The sequence below is a fragment of the candidate division KSB1 bacterium genome (genome assembly GCA_022566355.1).
Lineage (GTDB): Bacteria > Zhuqueibacterota > JdFR-76 > JdFR-76 > DREG01 > JADFJB01.
This window is the reverse complement of the sequence record JADFJB010000112.1, coordinates 1-15,336: the sequence shown is the minus strand read 5'-3', so window position 1 is coordinate 15,336 and position 15,336 is coordinate 1. Positions and strand designations below refer to the sequence as shown.

The following is a 15,336-nucleotide window of genomic DNA, read 5'->3' as shown; positions in this document are numbered from 1 at the left end:
ACACGGGCGAATTTGGTTTTGAGCTTTATATGGATAATCAATATGGCGTTCAATTATGGACTAAAATAATGGATGCCGGAAAAGAATTTGAAATAGAACCAATTGGATTAGGAGCCAGGGACACCTTGAGGCTTGAAATGAAATATTGTTTATATGGAAATGACATTGATCAGACCACAAATCCATTTGAGGCGGGACTGGGTTGGATCACCAAACTCAAGAAAGGGGATTTTGTTGGTCGCGATGCTTTGCTTGAAGTAAAGGAAAAAGGATTGACAAGAAAACTGGTTGGATTCAAAATGCAAGAGCGTGCCTTTCCAAGGCACGGCTATTCGATATTTTATGAGGGTACAGAAATAGGAAAAGTGACAAGTGGAACGCATTCACCATCTTTGGGCGTCGGAATTGGATTAAGTTATGTTGCCAACGAATTTTCGGATATAGGCGCTCAACTTGAAATAGAGATTCGCAATAAGTTTGAATCCATGACTATTGTGGAAACACCTTTTTATAAACCAGCGAGCTAGTAGTAGGGTGATTCCAAAATGATGTGCCAGATGCCAGATACCAGATACCAGATACCAGATACCAGATACCAGATACCAGATACCAGATACCAGATACCAGATGCCAGATGCCGGATACCAGATTAATGACTTAATGACTTTTTATTGACTTATTATTAAATAAATGGCTAAAAAGAAAACTAAAAATATACGGGAAAGCAGGTTTGAATTCCTTGGATTATTGCTGATTTTCCTAGGAGTATTAATATCATTGAGCCTGGTTTCTTATAAGCTCACGGATTGGCCTAATAGCAGTAGCCCCCCGGATCAAATCCAAAATTGGATGGGTCCGGCAGGCGCATGGTTGGCGTCGAATTTATATAATTTTACAATTGGCTATCCCATCTTGGTTTTACCGGTATTAATCATATATTTAGGGCTGGTTTTTGTCCGGCAAGGCTCATGGCCCCGGTTTTTTAGGCTGTCAAGCTATATCTTGTTTTTTGCATTTTGTTTTTCAGTAGCGTTTGCATTGCCTGGGGCTATACAAAAAAGTTCAAGCTTTACGCATGAATTCAATGGTTTGATAGGATTATTTTTTGCCCAACTCCTCTACAAATATCTCGGTTCCATTGGTAGTGTATTAGTGCTATTTATTGTCATGTTGATCGCATTTTTGTCGATCACGGAAATCAGCCTCACCACTATTTTTCATAATATTACCAATGAGTTGAAAAATATTCAGAGCAAAATTATCTTCAACTTGAATGCTGTTTGGCGAAAATACAGCTTGAATCGATCTGTGAGATCGAAGAAGCGAAATATTCACAAAGGGAATGTCGAGAAAAAACCTGTTGTTTCTGATTTCAATAAAGAGAAAAAACCAATTGTTTCCGATTACATTCCAAAACGATCTGAAATTAATGAGGAACCAGCCAAACCGGAAATCACTCGCACCTTGAATGATGCAAATGAACCTGTGCCGGAACAGCAAATTACAACGCAGCATCATCCTGATCTTCAAGATTCAGAGGTTACATTCGATTTCGAAGAACCGATTCCAGGAACAAATATTTATCAGGATGAAAATAGTGATAATTTATCATCTCCTGTTGAAAATGCAATTGAACCGCCCAGTAAGTATGAGCTTCCTAACGTCGAATTGTTAGAAGATCCCCCTGAAGTTGATCGAGAGAAGATAAAATCCGATTTATTGCAAGAAGCGAGGTTGCTGGAAGAAAAGCTTTCAGTTTATGGTATCGATGGCAAAGTGGTCCAAATTCATCCAGGTCCACTTATCACTCAATTTGAAGTTGAACCACCTCAGGGTGTAAAAATCAGTAAGTTTTTTACGATTGCAGATGATCTGGCTATGGTCATGCGTGCACCACAAATTCGAATACTTGCCCCGATTCCCGGTAAACCGGTAGTTGGAATTGAAATTCCGAATCGAAACCCGCAGATTATTTCCTTCCGGCAAGTCGTTGATTCGGAGAGTTTCGGCAATGCAAAAATGCAGCTTCCAATTGCACTAGGAGTAGATACAACAGGTAAACCGTATGTCGCCGATCTGATAAAAATGCCGCACTTACTGATTGCAGGCTCCACAGGATCCGGAAAGAGTGTTTGTTTAAACACCATCATTTCCTCTTTGTTGTTTAAACTTACACCTCAGAACTTGAAGCTGATATTGATTGATCCTAAAAAACTGGAGCTTTCCGGATATGCCGATTTACGCCGACACCATCTAATTAGTCTTCCGGAATTGAATGAAGAAGTCATCACAACCGCCGATAATGCCATTACAATTTTAGGTAGAGTTTGGCAGGAGATGGAGGAAAGATTTAATATTTTAGCAAGTGCCAGCGTTCGTACACTTGAAGATTATAACAATAAAGTAGCGAGTGGTGAATTAGAAGAGCGGTATCCGCAGAAGTCATTCGAGAGAATTCCTTACTGTGTGGTGATCATTGATGAACTGGCTGACCTACTCATAGCTTCTGCAAATGATGTCGAAGAACCAATTGGCCGCCTTGCCCATAAAGCCAGGGCTGTAGGAATTCATTTAATATTAGCAACTCAGCGACCCTCAACAGATGTGATTACCGGGGCTATTAAGGCTAATTTTCCATGTCGAATAGCGTTTAAGGTATTTTCCAAAACCGACTCGAGGGTGGTTCTCGATTTTAACGGTGCGGAAAAGTTATTGGGGAGAGGAGATATGTTATTCTTACCCCCGGGACAACCGCAACCCATACGTCTCCATGCACCATTTATGAGTGATGAAGAGATTAATCGAATTATTCAGTTTGTAAAAAGGCAACCCAAATATCCTCTATATAAATTGCCGGAAGTAGCTTCCGGAACGGTTATGATTGAGACAGCGGATGGAAGAAAAATTTCACAAAATAGAGATCCCTTATTTAATGAAGCTCTGAAATTAGTGATTCGTCATAACCAGGGCTCAATCTCATTGTTACAGCGACGACTAAGGGTCGGTTATGCTCGTGCCGCTAGATTGGTTGATGAATTGGAGATGGCTGGTTATGTCAGTGCTCCCGATGGAAGCAAGGCACGGGAAGTATTGGTTGGTGAGGATGAAATTGAGGAATTGGGGCTAATATGATAAGGTTGGGTATTAGGAAACGACGGAATGAGGTATGAGAAAATGAGGAATCGAGAACCCATACCCACACTATCATGAAATTGAAAACACATATTCTTTTGATAAACTCGAGGTGAGGGAGCCTCTTCCAGATTATGAAGAACAAAAAGAATTTGCCTCTTTAGCAGCGCCTGGAATAAAGCAAGGGAATTGAAACTGTTCTTTCATAATAAAATATTAGTATATTAGTATGTTTCCAGTTGAAGAAAAGTATAATTTGAATAACCAAATAAGAAAAGCTGCTGTGAGTTGTACAGCCAATATTGCTGAAGGTTATGGTAGATTTCATTATAAAGATACAATTAGATTTTATATGATTTCAAGAGGATCAATGAACGAACTCAAAGATCATTTGATTACTTGTCTGGATTTGAAGTATATTGGGGAAAGTTTATTTAATGAAGGATTGACTTCAGAAGATACGGCACGAAAAACTTTAAATGGTTATATCAACTTTGTGAAAAGGAGAATGAGGAATGAGGAATGAGAGAATGAGGACCCAAATCCCATACTTCATACCTCATACGGCAAACCTCATATCCTATACCCTATACCCAAAATGCTCAAAAAAACAATGAAAAAAACCAAAATATTAAAACTAACGGAACATGATGAACAATTAGAAATTGAATTTGAGTTGGAATTTTTAAATTCTTTGTCTGTTCAAGAAAGATTTCAATTACTTGAAGAAAAAATAAATTTATGAAGAGCCTGTTTATAATAAATGGACACCGAAAAACTTCTGAAATTATTAAACGATAATATAAGATATAAGGAATAAGGTGTCAGGTATAAGGTATCAGGTATTAGGTATTAGGTATTAGGAGTAAGGTATACCGCCCTGAAATACCAAACCCAATAACAAATATTCTTTAATTAAACCAATAAATAAGAAACTAAAATCAATATTTTGAATAAAACATTAAAAGCATTGATACAAACTAATTTCAAATACCTTATCCTAATAATAATATGAATTCCTTAAGCCCAAAAATTTTTATTATTTGTATAATCCTGCCTTTGCTTGGCTGGATTTATGATAAGGACCCCTCCGCAAAACAGATCATCAAAAATGTACAAAAAAAGCTTGAAGATGTTCAAGTCATAGAAGCGGAATTCTCCCAGACTTTTTATTGGTCGCTTGCCGAAGAAGAAGAACAAAATTCCGGGAAAATTTATATCGGTAAAAAGGATGCATTTCGAATCGAAACTCCTCACCAACTGATTGTTTCGGATGGGAAATCGGTTTGGACTTTATCGACAATTGAAAAGCAAGTTATTATAGATTATTTAGATCCGACTGAGGGTAGCTATTTGCCACATCATTTATTCGTAAATTATCATAAAGATTACGATGTAGAATTGATAGGGTTGGAAGTTTTTGAAAATAGGCAGTGCTATCATATTACCTTAAAGTCCCAGTCGCCGGATGTCTTTATACAAAAATTGGACGTATGGGTTGATAAGAAGGAATGGCTAACTCGAAAATTAACCTACTTTGATGCAAATGAGAATAGTACTACCTACATCATTAACAAGATTACACTTCTCACAAACTCCAATAATGATCTTTTTCATTACATACCGGATGATTCCATTGAAGTTGTTGATTTAAGGTAGGTCTTTAGTTTCTTCAATCCCAACACCCAATCCCAGATACTTGATTTTAGGTTCTAGGCTAAGTACGGTAAAAGTAAAAAGTAAAAAGAGAAAATATAGGGGAAATTTGAATAAAAGAAAACTTGTTATTAAAAAACTTATGCTATATTTTGATTAGTCTACAATAATAATACTATATATAGGTTAATAATAATTATTGTCTGAACGAAAACTCAACAACTAGTGCCATTTCCCGAATTCTTAAGGCTGTCCCAGAACTCCCATAAAATGTCATCCTCGAATGATTTTATCGGGGATCTAAGGGTGCAAGCAACAAGATTCCCGCTAAAAGCATGCGGGAATGACAGAATGGGTGCTTTTCGTTTCGACTTACGACAAAAAAAGAAATTGATATAACAAAAATATATTTAACAGATGTGAAACAGGTGTTGCAATAATTATATGGAACTATTTGCTTTACTATTTTATTCTGTGATCAATTCATGTTAATAAAACCTTATGTGATTAGAGCTTTCCTGAGAACATAAGGTAGAATCGGATTTAAATGGGTTCTTTCATAACAATTCGTTTGCTGATTCGCATAATTTAAGGGCTGCAAGTTGAAGGCACAGTCAATCACTCTTATCCCTATATAGGTGTATTGACTGTGCTTTTTTTTGTGAAAACATTGAATTTCGAAGGCCAAAATAACAATGTATTTCCATCTAAATTTAGAGTAGTTCTAAGTTTGATTATGCTTGCTAAGATAGAGCTTTAAATTTATTTGAAAATCAATAATCATAAAGGAGATAAAAATGAAATTCAGGGATTTGGTCATAGCAACTAAAATGGTGACGGGATATAGTGCGGCTTTGATTATTGTAACCTTAATATCTACTATCATTTGTTTTGTAATATATTTTTAATGCAATTCCAGGAGGAGTTCTAAAGAAATATGATTGGTAGAGGCTCTGAATTTTTAAAGTTACAAAATGAATTTAATATAAATTTTTTCTTGAATTTGAAACATTAAACATTAAATTTTAATTTGTTTGTAACATTTAGAAACTCCCGGATTTAAACTCATACCTTTTGTAATTATGCATGTCATATTCAAAAAGGAATTTGAATTTGCAAGACACATGGAATAGTCAATTTGATGAACAGCCAGTTCGAATTACGGATTACCTGCGAATTCTATATCGCGGCCGCTGGATCATAGTCTTTTCATTTATATCGGTTTTTGCAGCAACCGCTTATTTTTCGTTTACGACCCCTCCAATATATGAATCTTCATGCAAAGTCATCGTAGTTCAATCCGGCGGATTAGAGAGAACATTATTTTCTGTTTCACCCTTCGGCCAGCAGATGACCCGGTTAAATAATCAATTACAAATCCTGAAAAGCAGATACCTGGCCATTAAGGTCGTTGATTATTTATCCAATTCAACCGAATATGATTCTCTCCGAGCTGCAAATTACAATCTCTCAGGAGAGGAAGCGATTCCCAATAAACCCGGTATTGGCCAGATTATGAGAAGCATGGATGTTTCGATCATCCGGGATACCGATATCATCCAGATTAAAATGAAAGCCTCATCAGGTTGGGAAGCAGCTTATCTGGCAAATTCTGTGGCTGAAGTGTATAAAGAATTAGATCAAACCACCAACCGGCAAGAAATAACTCAAGTGGTAGATTTCCTTGATGATCAATTGGAAAAGATAGAAAAGGAATTAAAATATTCGGAGGAAGCGTTTAAGGAATTTCAACAAGAATCGGGATCTGTTTCCTTAACTGGGGATGCAGCTTTAATCGTCAACCAATTGGTCACTTTTGAAAGCGCCTATCGGGAAGCGCAGATCGAAATCAGCACGAATTCTACAAGATTAGCAGGCTTGAAATCCAGGTTGGGGGAACTAAAGCAAAGTTTAGTAGCCGACCTTGCAGATATTACTCATCCAAAAATTATTGAATATCGATCGAGAATTGCCTCGATAGAAGCAAACCTGGCAACTTATAAAATCCAGGGTGTGCCTGATAATTTCCCTCAGGTCGAGAAAGAAAAGAAAAACTTAGAAGGACTAAAAAAATCATTGGCAGATGAAACGAAGAAATTACTATTGGCAAAGATTCCTGTCGGCGATCCATTACAACGTAACCAGGGACTTGTGGAAGCTATAATCACTTCTGAGATTGAGATTAGTGCATTTGGAGCCCGTGCAGCCGCATTGAAAAAAATTGTCGATGATTTCGACAGCAAACTTGAGGAATTACCGGAAAAAACATTACAATTGGCGCGACTCGAACGATCACGTAGATTGAATGAGAACATCTATCTCATGATGAAAGAAAAGTATGAGGAAACCAGGATTACTCGTGCGGGTCAGATCGGTAAGATCCGAATGGTGGATGGGGCAGTTCCTTCCGGAAATCCAATTTCTCCCAAAACTAATCGGAATTTATTATTAGGAGCCTTAATAGGGCTTGGGTTGGGTATTGGAATTACCTTCCTGATTGAATACATGGATAATTCAATACGTACTATAGAGAATGTTGAGCGCTTAAAACTACCCTTGCTGGGTTCAATCCCCGAAATTAAACCGGAATTAACAAATGGCAAATGGAAACCTCTTTTTATCAAGCAATTTCAATCCAAGAATGATAAGAAAGTCGAAGAAGGAAAAATAGCCGAGCGATTAATCACTCATTTGAAGCCGAAATCACCCATTTCCGAGGCTTACCGGGCATTACGAACACAACTGCAGTACTCTAAAACTGACGATCCTGCCCGTACTATTTTGGTCTCCAGTCCGGGACCCGGAGAGGGTAAATCCACCTCTGTTGCCAACCTCGCAATTGCATTGGCACAGATGGGCTCTAAAGTTATATTGGTGGATACTGACTTACGCAGGCCGGTATTGCACAATTTGTTCAACCTTTCCCGTGAAGTTGGTTTAACTAACTATCTCGTCGGTAATGAACCGTTAACAAGTATCGTTAAAGTAACGGAAATTGAGAACCTTCACATGATCACTACAGGCATTTTACCACCCAACCCTTCCGAGATGATTGGATCGAAACGCATGCGGGAATTTTTGCAGGAGATCAAACAAGAATTTGAATATGTTCTCTTCGATAGTCCGCCAATGATTGCCGTGACGGATGCATTGGTTTTAGCGCCCTTGGTGGATGGCGTGGTTGTTGTTTTAAGGTCGGGTAAAACGGACCGGGATGCTGCATTGCGAACATTTGAGTTATTACAAAATGTGCGGGGAAGAGCTTTGGGAGTATTGCTGAATGACGTTTCAGCGTCCAATATGTACGGATCTTATTACTACTATTACTACTATTATTACTACTATGGAGATTCAGGTGAAAAGAAGAGCCGGAAAGGCGGAAAACATAGAAGGAAGCATCGGAAGCAATCTCATAAAGCTGATGTTTAAATTTTGGGCCAATTAAATGGCGATTAACAGGTTTACTCCAATTTCTTTCCAAAGTAAAAGAATCTTTTTGAATTATCCAGGCGGCTTAAGTTGAGGTAAGGATAAGGCTAAGGTTTAAAAAAAATTAATTGAGGTTAAAAATAAGGTTAAGGTTGAGTTTAAGGTTAAGAGGCTGTGATAGCCGAGGGATTTGGTCGTAATTCAATCGGTGAAAAAATGCAGTTCTATTCTATTTCACGAGGTTCAGTTTTTGAAACCATGATAATTGTTTAGATTGAGGTGGAGATAAAAGAAAATCAATCTAAAAAACTTATGAGCTGAATCTTAAATCTTAGCTTCAGCCTGAATCTCAAAGAGGTTGGGATAAAAGAAATAAAAAGTCTTAACCTTAACCTCAATCTTAATCTAAATTTTGGGACTGATGTGGCGGAGCTGTGTTAAAAATAAGGTTAAGGTTAAGTAAAAAAGATTGAGGTTGAGGTTAAGTTTAAGGTCGAGGTTAAGAAAATAATATATTGAGGTTAAAGACTGAGATTGAGCTTAAGGTTTAGGATAATGTAAATGATAAGAAAAGAATTGATTGAGGAGATAAAAAAAATCTATCTATAAATTTATGAGCTAAAATCTTAATCTTAACCTCAACCTTATCCTCAGCCTGAATCTTAAGGAGGGGAGTATGCATAAATCATTCAAGGAAATGCCAGTATGGCAATTAGTCATGGAAGTCTCAGAGAAGATATTTTATTTGACTAAAGATCTACCCAGAAACGAAGACTATGGATTAACATCCCAGATTAGAAGATCTGCCCTTAGTATTTCTGCAAATATAGCCGAAGGGATTTGGTCGTAATTCAATCGGTGAAAAAATGCAGTTCTATTCTATTTCACGAGGTTCCCTTTTAGAAACCATGAACCATTTGGAATATGGAATACGAGTTAGTTATTTTTCCTGCAATCAAGTCACTGAAATAGAAAAATTATTGGCCAGAATTCATAAGGAAATAAACACAATTCTAAAGACTTTCAAATCCCAAATTTAAACACAAGATTTAGATTTAGGTTCAGGTTAAGGTTAAGAAAAAGTTGATTGAGGTTGGAATAAAAGACAAATTAATCTGAAAAACTTATGAGCTGAATCTTAATCTTAGCCTTATTGAGTTCTCATCCAATCAAAAATCAAAATTAATTTAAATATTTCAGAATTTTCTTTTTTTTTAGTTAACTCCAGCCACACCAATGAACCCAACAAATCACAATAATCCAAGCAACCTTAATAACCCACCTTTGGTTGATAAACTAAACTGGTATGCCCTCTACACACGTCCGCGGTTTGAAAAAAAAGTGGAAGTGGAGTTGCATCGCAGGGAGATTGAATCTTACCTGCCTGTGCAGACAGTTATCCGGCAGTGGAGCGATCGTAAAAAGAAAGTGGAAGAGCCCTTGTTTCGAAGCTATGTGTTTGTTCATACGACTTCAAACGATCGGATTGGCTCTTTGCAGATAGACGGAGTCGTTCGAATGGTAAGCTTTGGCGGTAAGCTTTCAATCATTCCGGATGACCAAATTGATACCATAAAACGTTTTCTAAAGGAAGGATATAAGTTCGAGCCCCAGGATTACCTGGTTAAAGGCGACCGGGTAAAGGTTACACATGGTCCGTTAATGGGAGTGCAGGGGAAATTGGTAGAGATTAGGAATGCCCGCAGGTTTGTTATTACTATAGATGCAATTCGACAATCCATCGCAGTGGAAATAGACCCGGGACTGCTGAGAAAAATTGATTGATATGAGATAGATTGAGATTTAGGTTTAGGTTAAGATTAATAAACCACAAGACGATTAAGGTTAAGATTAACTATAACTAAGAAAAAAGAAAAAACCTTAACCTGTATTCAAGGTCTTATAATAAAAGAAGATAAAACAAAAATCGTTAAACGTTTGAAGCAATTGCTCAACAAGAAAGCTGAATTTGCCTATTTATACGGTTCAATTGTTTCAGATCGTTTTACAGAAAAAAGTGATATTGATGTAGCAGTTTATTTGAAGCGAACTCCCCCCAATATACACGAACAATGGGAATTTATGTCAGATCTAAATAAGAACTTTATTAGAAATATAGATGTTGTACTATTAAACAATAGCGATATTATTATCACTATGCAGATTTTAGCAAAGGGTGAATTGATCGTTAATAACAACCCTCGTCACCTGATTGAATTTAAGACGAAAGCTCTGAGCCAGTATCCTGACTTCAAAATGAGTCGTAAAATAATTGAAGATCATTTACTGAATGGCAGGATCTATGCTTAACAAGGATGTTATTTACTCCAAGATTTCAATCATAAAAAATTGTCTAAAAACCATCGAACAAGTTACAAAATTAGATCCACAAAATTTAGATGACATTTTTATTCAAGATGTTTTCGTTTTGAATATTCAAAGGGCAGTCCAAGCTTGCATAGATGCATCTAATTCTATCATCGCTGAGAAGGGTTTAAAACTACCAATAACATATAAAGAGTCCTTCCAAATTTTGCAAAAAAATAGAATAATTGAAAAAGACCTGGCTGAAAAAATGTCTCGTATGGTCGGGTTTCGAAACATTGCTGTCCACGATTATCAACAAATAAATGTGGAGATTCTAAAATCAATCCTCACAAGACATTTAAAAGATTTTGAGGATTATTATTCTACAATATATAAGTATGTTAAAGCAGATAAACGTGAGACGTGAGACCCTTCGACGGAGCTCAGGACAGGCCCTTCGACGGAGCTCAGAACAAGCGGCAGAGGTGAGATATCAAAAGACAAAATTAAACCAAAGTGGCTAAAGACAAAAGACTATTGAAAATTGTATTTAACCCCCATCATATATCGTCCTCTATCATTAACATTTCTTAACCTTAACCTAAACCTTAGCCTTATTGATTAACTCAATTTACTCAATGGTATGAGCACCAATGTTTATATCCCTTTAATTGTAGAATAGTTAAAGAAAATAAATCCTTACAAAATCATGTTATTTGGTTAACCCAACAAACTCTTATTACAACCTTAAACCTAACCTTATCTTAGTCTATGTTTCCACTCCGCTACAAAGTTATCCGTCAAATTAAAGAAAGGATAGCGTATTATGACCCAGAAAAAGTATATCTGTTTGGCTCCTATGCAAGAAATGAAGTCGATGATGTTAGTGATATCGATCTTGTAGTTATTAAGGAAACTCATGAATCCTTTTTTGATCGAATACGCAATGTAATTAAGATTCTACAAATTGATCGGGCGATAGACATTTTAGTTTATACTCCTGGAGAGTATGAAGATATGCTGCAAGGAGGTAATGCGTTTGCGGAAATGATTGCAGAAGAGGGAGTGGTTATTTATGAATAAAGGAAGGGGTCAGGAGGCTGAAAATTGGATGAATCAGGCGTTTTATGATTTAAAAGCAGTACAATGGAACCTGAAAGGAGAGTTTTTTAATACGGTTTGTTTTCTTTCACAACAAGCTTCAGAAAAAGCACTAAAATCTTTAGTTTATTTTTCAGTAATCTCTCGCAAGAAATTATTAACCCATTCTGTCTTTGAGTTGATGAAATTAACGATAAAAGTTATTCCTGAATTACAGGGATTTCTTGATGATGCTAGAGAATTAGATTTACATTATATACCATCTCGATATCCAAAATGGATTAGTTAGTGGTTATCCCCATCAATTTTATGGGGAAAGTACCGCTGAACATGCATTAAAAGCTGCAGAACGAATCATCAATGTGATTGACCAATACTTAATATCAAAAGGGTTTGAGCGAGAGAATCAAAATAACCCAATAAACCAAAATAACTAAACTAAACAAACCCAATTAACCACAAAGACGTGAAAAGAAAAGACAAAAGACAAAAGTAAACCAAAGCGACTAAAGACGACAGACCATTGACGATTGTAATTAACCCTATCGTCGATCGTCCTTCAAATAAACATTCCAACCTAAAGCTAAACCTTGACCTCAATCTAAATCTAAACCTTAATCAAGTATAGTATTTTTTATTTTTCATTATTCAATGAACATTGAACAAACTATTACAGAGTATTTTTCTAAACAACCAGAAGTGATCGCTGTATACCTTTTTGGTTCATATGCTAGGAATCGTTCGCGATTGGATAGTGATGTTGACTTGGCTATTTTATTTGCATCCAATATTAAACCAGAGCTGTTTTACAACTTAGAAATGAAATATTTTCAAGAGTTATCAAGAAAAATACCTAAGAATTTTGATGTTATTAATTTAAATAGAGCAGGGGAATTGCTTGTTTATGAAGTTTTTCGGCTTGGTTTTCTTATTTACCAAAGAGACCCGGTAAAGAGGCTTGAATATCAGACGCGTCGCATTTGTGGTTATCTTGATTTTTCACCCTTGATGTTCAGAATGAGAAAGGGAATGATGAAAAAGTTAAGAGAAGGGATTAGCCATGGTTAGTCAAGAAACCCTTGCACGAAAAATATCCTATATAGTTACGAAAATAGAAAGACTAAAAAACCTGGGTAGACCTTCAAAAAATAAGTTCTTTAATAGTCAAGATTTACAAGATATGGTTTTACATAATCTTCAGTTAGCTATTCAGGCGTGTATTGATATAGGAGTGCATATAATCACTGATGAGGGATGGGGCACACCGGGTAGCTTTTCTGATGTATTTTATAAATTGGAAGAACGAGAAGTTATTAATAGGGAGTTAAATGAGCAATTGGTTCGAATGGTTGGCTTTCGGAATCGAATTATTCATGATTATGAGGAAATTGACTTAAATATTGTTTATGAAGTCTGGCAATATGGAATAAAAGATATTGAAAGTTACATTCTGCAAGTTGGGGATTATTTTAACATTTAGTGAATAGTAATAAATAGAATGAATGACGGGAAACCCTTCGACTGAAGATGATAGACGAAAGACCATTAACGACTGTAATTAATCCCATCGGCGATCGCCCATCATCCATCGTCCTCTCACAAGCAGACGATAGCCAAAAGACGATTGACGATAAAAGCACACAATAAACATTAGACAAGTTTTCAAATTGCAGTTCGCATCTCGCATGCTACGCCTGGAAGAGCCCATTTTGGCTGGCAGTGCCATTTGAAATTTCTAGGCGATGGCGAATAGCAACGCAATACTTTTTTTTCGAATCGAAATGCTGAAGCGCGGATTCTTGGGTTACCGACAACTCAAACCCTCCTTATTGCTAAAAAACATCCATTGGACTTATTGCAAACCCCGGTGGCACATACCGGATTTTATCGTTTAATGCGGGAATAAGATTGAAACAGAATTTCCTAAAAGCGGTTTTTTGGGACTATCCAAATTTCCAGAATGCCGAAACCATTAGATTGGCAGTGCAGAAGGCGCGGAGAAATAACGATACACTGACACTTAACTGGATTTTAGGGAGATTCCTCGAACGGGGGAGAGTGCGGGATGTTGCACTATTTTTTAATCTTCGTGAAATAAATGATAGTTTAGAGGCGCTCAGACTCTCAAAATATGCAAATAGGAAATGGCGGCGGTTGTTAGAAGTTTATGAAAATGTTGATTAGAGAAGATCCCAGCTGCTATGTATCCCTGGAACAGCAACAGTTATTACATGAACTGGCAGGAATCCAATTAATCAAGGAGAATTTCTTTCTGACAGGTGGTACAGCGCTTTCCGTTTTTTACCTGCACCATCGTACATCGGAAGATATAGATCTCTTTACAAAGAATGATGTAGATCTGGGTATTCTGGACCAAATTCTTAAAAGAACCTATAAGGATGGGATAAGTTTAGTTCAATCAGCGCCAATGTTTTTATCATATTTAATAAAAAACATTAAAGTGGATATTGTCATTGATCCACTAACAGAAGAATGTGAAAGAGATAATATCACCCTGAAAATAGGCAATAGAATTAATATTGATACAATTGACAATATTTCTTCAAATAAGCTGACAACGATGGTCAGTCGTTTTGAGATTAAGGATTTGGTGGATTTCTACTGTATCTCAAAAGAAGCCTGGGATTTTTCGGAAGCAATATTTATGGATTGCTATAAAAAAGCCCGTAAAAAAGAAGCATTATTAGATGATCCCGCTGCCGCAGCTTATCAGATTGAACAGACATTAGAGTTTGCACAAGCGATAATAGATAATTTTAAACCTATGATGAAAAAACCTATAGTATGGGTGGAATTAGAATCAACGATTAAGAAATATATACAAATCATTTATAATTTTCAGGAATGGCGGTAAATAGCAGAAATATTCTCATCAGATGCGGTGGATTTTTGAGATCAGAATGGGGCACCCTCATCGTCGTTCGTCCATCATCAACCGTCCTTTCTCATAAACATTCTTAACCTTAACCATAACTATAACCTTAACAATCCTTATATTTTGGTGACCTTGCATCGACCCTCAAATGTGGATAACCCCCAAAAGTTGAAGGATCTAATGGCATCGCTACAGGATATATCAAAGGAATTACCTGTGATTTTTCCCATTCATCCGAGAACGCGTCATCGATTAAATGGATTTTTTAATAGTGGTAATTCGCATAATCTGAATCTTTTAGAGCCTATTGGTTATTTGGATTTTCTTGCTTTACAGAGGAAAGCCTCATTAGTAATTACAGATTCAGGTGGCATTCAGGAAGAAACGACTTATCTAATGTGCCTTGCTTGACCTTGCGTAAAATTACTGAGAGACCAGTTACAGTTGAAATGGGTACAAATACTATCATTGGGGAAGATATTGATAGTTTAAAAAGTGAAGTGAATAAAATAATGGGTGAAAATTTTTCCAAAGCTGCGCATCCCGAACTATGGGATGGAGATGTAAGTCAACGGATTGTGGGAATAATTGATAACTGGTTTTATGCAAGTTAAAAGTAAAAGGTAAAAAGTAGATTTCCTCATACCTTGTTCTAAATTTTTACTTTTTACTTTTACCTTATTTTCTTTTCCTTTTTCTTGTTTCACCCAAAAAACCCAAGTATCTCTATTAATCCAACTAACATTTAATTTTAACCTCAACCTCAACCTTAAGCTTAACCTCATCTAGTACATTGTCTTTTCCTTTGTATATTT

General features: G+C 36.4%; 15 protein-coding genes and 2 pseudogenes. All 17 read left to right on the top strand.

From position 1 onward, the window contains the following. Positions 1–527 (top strand): glycine cleavage system aminomethyltransferase GcvT (locus IIC38_16355; protein ID MCH8127507.1); only part of this gene is annotated, 527 nt, incomplete at its 5' end. A 163-nt stretch (positions 528–690) separates the two neighbouring features. Beyond that, positions 691–3,132 (top strand): DNA translocase FtsK, encoded by a 2,442-nt coding sequence (locus IIC38_16350; protein MCH8127506.1) that lies wholly within the window; start codon positions 691–693, stop codon positions 3,130–3,132. A gap of 229 nt (positions 3,133–3,361) precedes the next feature. After that, entirely contained in the window at positions 3,362–3,658 is a 297-nt protein-coding gene (locus IIC38_16345; GenBank protein MCH8127505.1) for a four helix bundle protein, read from the top strand. Positions 3,659–4,143: 485 nt separating this feature from the next. Next, entirely contained in the window at positions 4,144–4,791 is a 648-nt protein-coding gene (locus IIC38_16340) for an outer membrane lipoprotein carrier protein LolA (GenBank protein MCH8127504.1), read from the top strand. 1,110 nt (positions 4,792–5,901) lie between these two features. Next, positions 5,902–8,217: a polysaccharide biosynthesis tyrosine autokinase gene (locus IIC38_16335; GenBank protein MCH8127503.1), complete on the top strand. Its 2,316-nt coding sequence runs from the start codon at positions 5,902–5,904 to the stop codon at positions 8,215–8,217. A 174-nt stretch (positions 8,218–8,391) separates the two neighbouring features. After that, positions 8,392–8,490, top strand: coding sequence for a four helix bundle protein (locus IIC38_16330; GenBank protein MCH8127502.1), 99 nt, complete (start codon positions 8,392–8,394; stop codon positions 8,488–8,490). A gap of 403 nt (positions 8,491–8,893) precedes the next feature. Then, positions 8,894–9,257 (top strand): annotated as a pseudogene (locus IIC38_16325) (four helix bundle protein). Positions 9,258–9,453: 196 nt separating this feature from the next. Next, the gene (locus tag IIC38_16320) at positions 9,454–10,002 is read left to right on the top strand and encodes a UpxY family transcription antiterminator (GenBank protein MCH8127501.1); all 549 of its coding nucleotides are present in this window, start codon (positions 9,454–9,456) and stop codon (positions 10,000–10,002) included. Between the two features lie 162 nt (positions 10,003–10,164). Next, positions 10,165–10,527, top strand: a complete 363-nt coding sequence (locus tag IIC38_16315; protein MCH8127500.1) for a nucleotidyltransferase domain-containing protein — start codon at positions 10,165–10,167, stop codon at positions 10,525–10,527. Continuing rightward, on the top strand, positions 10,520–10,951 hold the full coding sequence (locus IIC38_16310; protein MCH8127499.1) for a DUF86 domain-containing protein: 432 nt from the start codon (positions 10,520–10,522) through the stop codon (positions 10,949–10,951). Before IIC38_16315 ends, IIC38_16310 begins: the two co-directional genes overlap by 8 nt. 344 nt (positions 10,952–11,295) lie before the next feature. Beyond that, positions 11,296–11,607 carry a nucleotidyltransferase domain-containing protein gene (locus IIC38_16305; protein MCH8127498.1) on the top strand — a complete coding sequence of 104 codons (312 nt, stop codon included), beginning with the start codon at positions 11,296–11,298 and terminating at the stop codon, positions 11,605–11,607. Beyond that, positions 11,600–11,914: a HEPN domain-containing protein gene (locus tag IIC38_16300; GenBank protein MCH8127497.1), complete on the top strand. Its 315-nt coding sequence runs from the start codon at positions 11,600–11,602 to the stop codon at positions 11,912–11,914. Before IIC38_16305 ends, IIC38_16300 begins: the two co-directional genes overlap by 8 nt. Positions 11,915–12,276: 362 nt before the next feature. After that, entirely contained in the window at positions 12,277–12,693 is a 417-nt protein-coding gene (locus tag IIC38_16295) for a nucleotidyltransferase domain-containing protein (protein MCH8127496.1), read from the top strand. Further along, complete coding sequence (locus tag IIC38_16290; protein ID MCH8127495.1) at positions 12,686–13,105, top strand: DUF86 domain-containing protein; 420 nt, start codon at positions 12,686–12,688, stop codon at positions 13,103–13,105. Before IIC38_16295 ends, IIC38_16290 begins: the two co-directional genes overlap by 8 nt. Before the next feature lie 428 nt (positions 13,106–13,533). Continuing rightward, on the top strand, positions 13,534–13,809 hold the full coding sequence (locus IIC38_16285) for a hypothetical protein (protein ID MCH8127494.1): 276 nt from the start codon (positions 13,534–13,536) through the stop codon (positions 13,807–13,809). Beyond that, a complete protein-coding gene (locus IIC38_16280; protein ID MCH8127493.1) occupies positions 13,799–14,500 on the top strand; it encodes a nucleotidyl transferase AbiEii/AbiGii toxin family protein in 702 nt (233 codons plus the stop codon). Before IIC38_16285 ends, IIC38_16280 begins: the two co-directional genes overlap by 11 nt. Before the next feature lie 93 nt (positions 14,501–14,593). Next, a pseudogene (locus IIC38_16275) lies at positions 14,594–15,135 on the top strand (UDP-N-acetylglucosamine 2-epimerase). The last annotated feature ends 201 nt before the right edge of the window (positions 15,136–15,336 follow it).

What these genes read in the sequence shown, in the direction of transcription:
- IIC38_16345 (MCH8127505.1), top strand. Translation starts at nt 3,362, where the DNA reads ATGTTTCCAGTTGAAGAAAAGTATAATTTGAATAACCAAATAAGAAAA.
- IIC38_16320 (MCH8127501.1), top strand. Translation starts at nt 9,454, where the DNA reads ATGAACCCAACAAATCACAATAATCCAAGCAACCTTAATAACCCACCT.
- IIC38_16300 (MCH8127497.1), top strand. Translation starts at nt 11,600, where the DNA reads ATGAATAAAGGAAGGGGTCAGGAGGCTGAAAATTGGATGAATCAGGCG.
- IIC38_16295 (MCH8127496.1), top strand. Translation starts at nt 12,277, where the DNA reads ATGAACATTGAACAAACTATTACAGAGTATTTTTCTAAACAACCAGAA.
- IIC38_16305 (MCH8127498.1), top strand. Translation starts at nt 11,296, where the DNA reads ATGTTTCCACTCCGCTACAAAGTTATCCGTCAAATTAAAGAAAGGATA.
- IIC38_16310 (MCH8127499.1), top strand. Translation starts at nt 10,520, where the DNA reads ATGCTTAACAAGGATGTTATTTACTCCAAGATTTCAATCATAAAAAAT.
- IIC38_16280 (MCH8127493.1), top strand. Translation starts at nt 13,799, where the DNA reads ATGTTGATTAGAGAAGATCCCAGCTGCTATGTATCCCTGGAACAGCAA.
- IIC38_16350 (MCH8127506.1), top strand. Translation starts at nt 691, where the DNA reads ATGGCTAAAAAGAAAACTAAAAATATACGGGAAAGCAGGTTTGAATTC.
- IIC38_16340 (MCH8127504.1), top strand. Translation starts at nt 4,144, where the DNA reads ATGAATTCCTTAAGCCCAAAAATTTTTATTATTTGTATAATCCTGCCT.
- IIC38_16290 (MCH8127495.1), top strand. Translation starts at nt 12,686, where the DNA reads ATGGTTAGTCAAGAAACCCTTGCACGAAAAATATCCTATATAGTTACG.